The 3,438-nt window shown below is 72.2% G+C and carries 2 protein-coding genes and 1 pseudogene; 2 read left to right on the plus strand and 1 reads right to left on the minus strand.

From position 1 onward, the window contains the following. Positions 1-254 (minus strand): annotated as a pseudogene (locus HUW36_RS28545) (SAM-dependent methyltransferase); the annotation flags it as partial. A gap of 321 nt (positions 255-575) precedes the next feature. Here HUW36_RS28545 and rpsA point away from each other — a divergent pair. After that, positions 576-2,111: a 30S ribosomal protein S1 gene (gene rpsA / locus HUW36_RS28550; RefSeq protein ID WP_174530958.1), complete on the plus strand. Its 1,536-nt coding sequence runs from the start codon at positions 576-578 to the stop codon at positions 2,109-2,111. Positions 2,112-2,295: 184 nt separating this feature from the next. Further along, a partial coding sequence (coaE, locus tag HUW36_RS28555; protein ID WP_217428893.1) for a dephospho-CoA kinase occupies positions 2,296-3,438 on the plus strand: 1,143 nt, incomplete at its 3' end.

Consider the following 3,438-nt stretch of genomic DNA (forward strand, 5'->3'; position numbering starts at 1 on the left):
CCCTGCGTGGCCAGCCAGCGGGCGGCGGCGGCCGCGCCGGCGCCGAGTTCGAGGATCCGCCGGCCGGCGACCTCGCCGAGCAGCCGCGCGTCCGCCTCGCGCAACCCCTCCGGGCACCAGACGAAGTCCACCTCGCCGAGGAACGGGCCGTGCTCGGCCTGGTAGGCGTCGGCGTCGGTGTCCCACCAGCCCCGGTTGGCGCGGCGGATCTCGGCGGCGCCGACCTGCCGGCGGGTCACCCTGTCGTCGTCCACCCGTCCACGCTAGGGCCGACGCGGGTGCCGGATCCGGGCGGGGGTCCGCGTGTTGCGGACGGGACGGATGTGACGGACGAGACAGCTGTGGCACCTTACCGCGCAAAATCTCCGCTTTCGCAGCGGATGAGGTCGCACGGACCCGGGAGGGCTTGCACGCTGTGGTAATGCAGCGGGTAGGCTAGACGATGCGCTCGCGGATCGTGTGCCTCGGCAGGGAGCAGGTGCGCGGTCACCGGAGCCACTAATGATCTTCTCGCGTCGATCGTTCGGTGTGCCCGGCGGCGGATCCGTTGGCGCGGCAGAGTCACCGCGACACCCATGCCCGCTGTGACAACCCATCCGACCGGAGCAACCGCCCACATGACGAGCAGCATCGAGGCCACCTCGAGCGCCAACAAGGTCACGCACGACGATCTCGGCTCTGAGGAAGCTTTCCTCGCCGCTATCGACGAGACCATCAAGTACTTCAACGACGGCGACATTGTCGAAGGCACCGTCGTCAAGGTCGATCGGGACGAGGTCCTGCTCGACATCGGCTACAAGACCGAGGGCGTGATCCCCTCTCGGGAGCTGTCGATCAAGCACGACGTGGACCCGGCCGAGGTGGTTTCGGTCGGCGACCACATCGAGGCCCTCGTCCTCCAGAAGGAGGACAAGGAGGGTCGGCTGATCCTCTCCAAGAAGCGGGCGCAGTACGAGCGGGCCTGGGGCACGATCGAGAAGATCAAGGACGAGGACGGTGTCGTCCGCGGCTCGGTCATTGAGGTCGTCAAGGGTGGTCTCATCCTCGACATCGGCCTGCGCGGCTTCCTGCCCGCGTCGCTCGTCGAGATGCGGCGGGTGCGTGACCTGCAGCCGTACGTCGGCCGCGAGCTCGAAGCCAAGATCATCGAGCTGGACAAGAACCGCAACAACGTGGTCCTGTCCCGCCGGGCCTGGCTGGAGCAGACGCAGTCCGAGGTGCGCACCGAGTTCCTCAACAAGCTCCAGAAGGGGCAGGTCCGCAAGGGCGTCGTCTCCTCGATCGTCAACTTCGGCGCGTTCGTCGACCTGGGTGGCGTGGACGGCCTGGTGCACGTCTCCGAGCTGTCCTGGAAGCACATCGACCACCCGTCCGAGGTCGTCGAGGTGGGCCAGGAGGTCGAGGTCGAGGTCCTGGACGTCGACCTGGACCGCGAGCGGGTCTCGCTGTCGCTGAAGGCGACGCAGGAGGACCCGTGGCGTCAGTTCGCCCGCACCCACGCGATCCAGCAGATCGTGCCGGGTAAGGTCACCAAGCTGGTGCCGTTCGGCGCGTTCGTCCGGGTGGACGACGGCATCGAGGGCCTGGTCCACATCTCCGAGCTGGCCGAGCGCCACGTGGAGATCCCGGAGCAGGTCGTGCAGGTCGGCTCCGAGGTCATGGTCAAGGTCATCGACATCGACCTGGAGCGTCGCCGGATCTCGCTGTCGCTCAAGCAGGCCAACGAGGGCTTCGTCGAGGGCGAGGAGCACTTCGACCCGACCCTCTACGGCATGGCCGCGACCTACGACGAGCAGGGCAACTACATCTACCCCGAGGGCTTCGACCCGGAGACGGGTGAGTGGCTCGAGGGTTACGACAAGCAGCGCGAGACCTGGGAGCAGCAGTACGCCGAGGCGCGTCAGCGCTGGGAGGCCCACACCAAGCAGGTGCAGACCTCCCGCGCCGCCGACGCCGAGGCCGCCGCCAACCCGGCTCCGGCCACCACCAGCGGCACCACCACGTCGACCTCGACCTCGGCCCCGAGCCGTCAGGCCGAGGAGCCGGCCGGCACGCTGGCCACCGACGAGGCGCTCGCCGCGCTGCGGGAGAAGCTCGCCGGCGGCAAGTGACAGGTCGCTGACGTCGGTCCACCCTCGGGCGGACCGGCAGGTCGCCTCCGACGCACGGGCCCCGTCCCCGCGTTCCGCACCAGCGGAGCGCCGGGGGCGGGGTCCGCTCCGTTTCCGAGGGCGACCGGATCCGGCCCGGCGAGGCCCGGTTGGCATGCGGACGGGGATCCGGTTGACTGTCCGGGTGCTGAGGGTGGGGCTGACGGGCGGAATCGGATCCGGCAAGAGCGCGGTGGCGCGCCGGTTGGCCGCACTCGGCGCGGTGGTCGTCGACGCGGACCGGATCGCCCGCGAGGTCGTCGCCCCGGGCACCGACGGGCTGGCCGAGGTGGTCGCCGCCTTCTCCGACCGGGTCCTGGACGCCGACGGGGCGCTGGACCGGGCCGCCCTCGGCGCCCTGGTCTTCGGCGACGAGGCCGCCCGCCGCACGCTGGAGGCGATCACCCACCCCCGGGTACGGGCGCGGACCGCCGAGCTGGTCGCCGCCGCGCCCGCCGACGCGGTCGTGGTCAACGACGTGCCCCTCCTGGTGGAGGTGGGGCTGGCGCCCACGTACCACCTGGTGCTGGTGGTGCAGACGGCGGTGGCGACCCGGCTGGCGCGGTTGTCCCGCGACCGGGGTATGGACCCGGCCGAGGCCGAGCGCCGGATCGCCGCGCAGGCCGACGACGCCCGCCGACACGCGGTCGCGGACGCGCTGCTCACCAACGACGGCACGCTCGCCGAACTGCACGACGCGGTGGACCACCTCTGGCACGGGCGCCTGCTGCCCTACGAGCGCAACGTCCGGACGCGGCACGCGGTACGGCCCGGCCCGACGGCGCCAACCGGACCGGACCCGACCTGGCCCGAGCAGTACGCCCGGCTGGCCGCCCGGGTCCGGCACGCGGTCGGCGGCGACGTCCGGGTCGACCATGTCGGCTCCACCGCCGTGCCCGGGCTGGCCGCGCCCGACGTCATCGACATCCAGTTGACGGTGCCCTCGCTGGCGGAGGCGGACGGGCCGCTGGCCGACCGGCTGGCCGAGGCCGGCTTTCCCCGCCTGCCAGGGCAGTGGTGGGACGCGCCGCGCCGACCCGACCGGGTGCACTGGGCGAAGCGGCTGCACGGCGGCGCGGACCCCGGCCGTCCGGTGTTGCTGCACCTGCGCCCGGCCGGCTCCGCCGGCTGGCGGTACGCGCTGCTGATGCGCGACCACCTCCGCGCCGACCCGGGGCGGCGGGCCGACTACCTCCAGGTCAAGCGGGACCTGGCGGCCGCCGCGCCGGCGGGCGCCGAGCAGGGCACGCTCGACGATCCCTGGTTCGACGAGGAGCACCTGCGCGCC

The organism is Micromonospora maritima (assembly GCF_902825405.1).
GTDB classification, from domain to species: domain Bacteria; phylum Actinomycetota; class Actinomycetes; order Mycobacteriales; family Micromonosporaceae; genus Micromonospora; species Micromonospora maritima.